This window comes from Telmatospirillum sp. J64-1, from assembly GCF_006980715.1.
GTDB classification, from domain to species: Bacteria; Pseudomonadota; Alphaproteobacteria; order Rhodospirillales; family Magnetospirillaceae; genus Oleiliquidispirillum; species Oleiliquidispirillum nitrogeniifigens.
Genome location: NZ_SBHN01000062.1, coordinates 1 through 2,469 on the forward strand (window position 1 = coordinate 1; position 2,469 = coordinate 2,469).

The 2,469-nt window shown below is 58.6% G+C and carries 3 protein-coding genes; all 3 read right to left on the reverse strand.

What is annotated here, in order from left to right:
* Positions 1–141 precede the first annotated feature (141 nt).
* On the reverse strand, positions 142–675 hold the full coding sequence (locus tag EPD66_RS23695; protein WP_142851029.1) for a DUF4376 domain-containing protein: 534 nt from the start codon (positions 673–675) through the stop codon (positions 142–144).
* On the reverse strand, positions 675–2,009 hold the full coding sequence (locus tag EPD66_RS23700; protein WP_142851030.1) for a pyocin knob domain-containing protein: 1,335 nt from the start codon (positions 2,007–2,009) through the stop codon (positions 675–677). Before EPD66_RS23700 ends, EPD66_RS23695 begins: the two co-directional genes overlap by 1 nt.
* Before the next feature lie 8 nt (positions 2,010–2,017).
* A partial coding sequence (locus EPD66_RS24255; protein ID WP_185961602.1) for a hypothetical protein occupies positions 2,018–2,469 on the reverse strand: 452 nt, incomplete at its 5' end.

Below are 2,469 nucleotides of genomic sequence, written 5' to 3' on the forward strand. Positions count from 1 at the left end.
ACTCCATTGGATAAATGTTCCATTTCTGTTCCCGCCTCTGCAGAGGTGGCGGGATGATCTCTTGATCGTGCGAGGTCCCCACTCGCGGCTTTGGGCGCGGCAACGCCCAAGCCCCCGCCAGCCGACCAGCGGGGGAAATCATCAGGCGGGCCAGCCTTGGGTGATATCCACCTCCTCGCCGGCTGCCAGAGCATCTTTGAGTGCCCAAGAGTGTGCCATGATGGCGGCGCCATGTTGCGCCATGGCCGCCAGTACGGTGATGACCTCGGATGCCGTCAGCGGGATGATGAGATTGGCTTCCGTGCGGATGTGCAGTATGTGCTCGCCCATGCCCGAGGCGACCAAGGTCTTGGCGCTGGCATCAAGCGTGAGCCAGTTGGTGCGGTCGTCTATATCCCGTGTTTGCAGCACCTGCACGCCGTAATCACCACCAAAATCATGGCGATAGCCCAGCGCCAGCCGCCGGTCGCGCTCGGCATCGATGGCGGCACGAAGCTGAGCAGGATCGATCTGCGCAGGTCCCGCGACCCACTCGCCATCCTGCCAGACATGATCCGGCGAAGGGCGCAACGGCACCTCAATCGTGCCCGCCGGATAGGTGTCGCGGATATCCTTCGGCACCTCGCCGATGGACTGCCAATAGCCCCGACTGGGATGATAAAACCCGTATTCCATTAGCGTAGCTCCAGCCAACGACCGAAACCTCCCGCGTTATCTGCCCGGTAGTAGTGTCCAGGAGGAACAATGATATAGATATACCTGCCATTATCATTGTTTTGGGCAAGAGCCATTTCTATCCATGTAGAATTATTATGAGATACAGACATTCTTTGCGTCCCAGAGCCAGTAGCACCAAACAAAACCATGATAGGCTTTCCGGTGGTGTTCTGGTACACAGTCTGTACTTGCCGCTGCGCCGAAACATCCTGCCAAGTCTGGCCTACACCGAGGCCCGGCGGCGCGTAATTGCCGATGTTGTCGGTGGTGATGTATTCCGTCCACGGGCTCCACACATTACTCGACATCTGACGGAAAAAGGTCCGGTTGGTTATCCGTGTCGTGAATGTTTGTTTGCGGTGGCTCGTTACATCAGACACCTCAGTGTGTAAGTAACCCCAGTAATTTGCTACGGGCAAATCCGCGTTAGGCGAGACGTAGTAAAATCCACCATTGGTTAGGGTGTTCGGGCTGGTATTTCTCGTCGTAACTGTGTTGGTTGCGATACCGAACTGCGCCAAATGACTGTTAAGGGCGTATCGCGCATCTTGTTCTTGCTGTGACCATTGGAGTTTGTACCAATCAGACCAAGTACCGTTAAACCTACGCCTCCTCCAAACCATGGTGTTGTTTGGTCCAGAATTTCCAGAAAAGGCATGCACAGTTTGAGTTACATAAAGTTCATTATGCCTTTCAACAAAGCCCATCCACCACGCACCCGAACCCGTTTCTCCAGGAGGGGCATTGGTAGCACCAGAGGCCATATACCAGCCGTTCTCTAGGGCATTGTTCCAGTCGGTAATGTCAAATGCCCTAACGCCGAGGCGGCCAGGAAGAGCGCTCTCCACATCCCCAGCCTGCAGTAAGCGCCGATCCTGCTGCCCATCGAACAAATACGCCTGCCAATCGCTGCTGCGGCTCCAGATCGTGCCGGGCAAAGCATACCAGGGCCGGGAAGTTCCTGCCCCGTTGTTAGCCAACATCATGAAGAACTGGGCCGGCGCCACGCCGAACACCGTCTTGGTGCCGGCTGTCCAGTTGATCCGGTTGTTGTTGCTGCTGCTGGCCAGCACGCGGTCGCGCGACAGCGTCGGCGGGCTGCCGGCGATGACCTGGCCGACCCCCACCTCGAAGGCATTGCCGTCGGTGATGCAATAGCAGGTCACATTGCCAGCGCCGATGCCGGCCAGGAAGGTCAGTTTGGAAGCATTGGCCGCGCCACCTAATGCGATGGAACCGATGCCGGTGGATGTAGTCGTCTCGTGGACACGATCAGCAAGTTGGAAGGGCATGTCAGACCTCAGCGGCTCTCAACGGCCAGATAGCTGGCCTCATAGATCTTGCAGTAGCGTTGGATGGTAGGCGGCGGGTCAATCAGGGTGGCGAAAAGCGTCTGCCGGCCCGGCGCCAGGGGATCGAGGCAGAGGAGCAGCTGGCCATTGGTACCGATGTCAAAAAGCATGTCCTCGGCGATCTGCGCGTCGACCGGGGTGAAGTGCTCGAAGGGCAGCGATACCTCCCTGGCGCGGGCGCCCTCGTCGGCATACTGGATCAGCGACCGCTCGCTCTTGGCGGGCTTGGTGCCGTTGACCCAGCGGCGAGACCAGCCATAGCTGTAATTCCAGGCCGGCGACCAGGCCGGGCCAGCCCAGAGGCGCCCGATTTGAAACCACTCGGGCGCCTGGATGGACATCCGCCAATAGCGGGCGGTGATCGGTGCCGGCGGCCGGTAGAAGTGATAGCCGAAGCGCG